Origin of the sequence: Chamaesiphon sp. GL140_3_metabinner_50, assembly GCF_025361915.1 — a bacterium.
In the GTDB taxonomy this organism is placed as follows: domain Bacteria; phylum Cyanobacteriota; class Cyanobacteriia; order Cyanobacteriales; family Chamaesiphonaceae; genus Chamaesiphon.
In genome coordinates, this window is the sequence record NZ_JANYJC010000008.1 from 1 (window position 1) to 2,117 (window position 2,117).

A 2,117-nucleotide genomic window follows, 5' to 3' on the forward strand; every position below is an offset into this window, starting at 1 on the left:
AGGGTTGGGGTGGGGTAAAGGGACTACGCAACAACTCAAATAACTTGTCGGTACACCGTAGCTTAAAAGGGGGATTAAGATCTACGATCGGAGCCAATCAGACTTTTCCGACAACTTATCAATCGTCACGACAAATAAACACTCGAATATGAATTATTTATCAGCTCCATATATCCCTCAGCCGCACGACCGCACCAATCCAGATACTTGGGATGCTTTATATTTAGACGGGGCAATCCCAGTCGATCCGGTAGCTAAAGCGCACATGATTCGCGACTTGAAAAACTGGACTCGAAGCTATTTACTATTACCGATTAAGATCTTTGCTAACGTGATGCTAGCAATAATTTTAATCGTCAAAAGATTACTGCCGTTTCAATTTAGCAATTATTGGATTATGCACCGTTCGGCTGCCTGGTTTCTCAACAATTTTGTCAGTCCAGAAGCCTGCTACTTAATCGTACGTCACATTGGGTTAGGCTCTAATATTGTCAATTTTTTAATTGATAATTCACCGAATCCCGCGATTCCTAAATCGACTCTTTACCCCTGCAAAGTGGCAGATTTGGCTGACAATGCTTTTCTCGAACACGATTTGATTTTATATAACTTTGTGCTGGATTATCACCAGGCTCAACGAGAAAATCCTAATTGGTTAGCGGAAGTACAAGCGCGGGGGTTAATTTATGACAGCATTCAACCCGTATCTGTTGAGATAGATTTTAGTCGGCGGCATTGGTGGCAGATGCTGGATCTAGAGTCAGCGATCGAACTATTCAAGGTATTTTACTCCCTCTGGCTGACCTGTGATGAGTTTGAACGAGCAGTGCTATCGCTGGAATTTGACGAAAACTTTGGCTGCTATATCAGTATGCTAACTGACGACTACCGCTGGAATCATGCGATCGCTAACCGTAACCCCCTGGCTCCAGAAACCCCCTTTGGTGCAGCGCGGCGGCTACTTTTGCACGGCATCATCACCGAGCATCTGCATCGCTATTTAGAGCTTAGTCGATCGGCCACCGAACTCGCTGCTGGCTCAACTCCCTCGAACTGACCTTTGACAAGCATACTATGAACACTTATTCTACCGATTCTAACCCGACAGATCGATCGCTTACCTTGCGTGAAGGCTTAACTCGGTATTACGCTGCCAACCCCGACTTCATCCAAAATCGAGACATGCAGGTGGGGCCATTTCATATCCCCTGGCAAGACTTATTGCGCCACGATTTGATGCATGTAGTCACAGGTTACTCTACCGATCTCCGTGCTGAACTACAATTGTTAGGATTTTTACTCACTGCCCTGAGCTGGAAGCGTCCCTGGTACTACTATGTCCAAAGCTTTGGCGTATTTCTCGAACTGCTGTGGCGATCTCTCACCGGACGAGCATTAGGCAACAAATACGTCAATCCACTCCAAGTTTGTCAGCTTTATTATCGAGGCATTCGCCAAGGTGGTACTGTGAAGAAAAAAGTAGATGCCTACATCAACCCTGAAACTCTCATGGATACTCGCCTAGATACCCTTCGCTTAGAGTACGGCATCGATAACGCAGAGCGGCTAGATAATAATTGCTAGCTAACAGTAACGTTCTTTCAACAACCGCTATACAAACTCATCACATCCACAATCGATAACCGCGACTGTACCCCCAAATTTAACGGAGAAACATGCCCCCGGCTTAAATGTTCCGCCGCCGCACACCCAATCATCGCCGCATTGTCGGTACAATACTCCAGCGGCGGAAATAGCACCTGTATGCCCCGCTGACTCGCCGCCGCCGCTAACGTGTCTCTCAGCCCCCGATTAGCCGCCACTCCGCCACCGATAACGATCGTCTCCAAGCCATAATCGGTCGCACAAGCGATCGCCCGTTTGGTTAGCGATCGCGCGATGCTATGCTGAAAACTTGCCGCAATATCCGCCACGGGTAATTCTTGCCCTTGAGCTTGCAACTTTTGCGTCAATCGCAACACCGCCGTTTTCACCCCGCTAAAGCTCGAATCATAAGGATGAAAGCCACCGCCTGGAAGTGAAATATTCCCCTCTGGGAGCGGGTAAAGGTGGGGATTGCCCAATGCAGCCAATCGATCGATCTTTGGCCCGCCAGG

2 protein-coding genes and 1 pseudogene are annotated in these 2,117 nt (G+C 47.9%); 2 read left to right on the top strand and 1 reads right to left on the bottom strand.

Annotation, left to right across the window (positions count from 1 at the left end; translation table 11 throughout):
- Nucleotides 1-148: 148 nt before the first annotated feature.
- Nucleotides 149-1,057, top strand: a complete 909-nt coding sequence (locus Q0R35_RS00320; RefSeq protein ID WP_295613236.1) for a hypothetical protein — start codon at nucleotides 149-151, stop codon at nucleotides 1,055-1,057.
- Between the two features lie 17 nt (nucleotides 1,058-1,074).
- A complete protein-coding gene (locus tag Q0R35_RS00325; RefSeq protein WP_295613239.1) occupies nucleotides 1,075-1,584 on the top strand; it encodes a hypothetical protein in 510 nt (169 codons plus the stop codon).
- 17 nt (nucleotides 1,585-1,601) lie between these two features.
- Here Q0R35_RS00325 and Q0R35_RS00330 read toward each other — a convergent pair.
- Nucleotides 1,602-2,117, bottom strand: a pseudogene (locus tag Q0R35_RS00330) (tRNA (adenosine(37)-N6)-threonylcarbamoyltransferase complex transferase subunit TsaD); the annotation flags it as partial.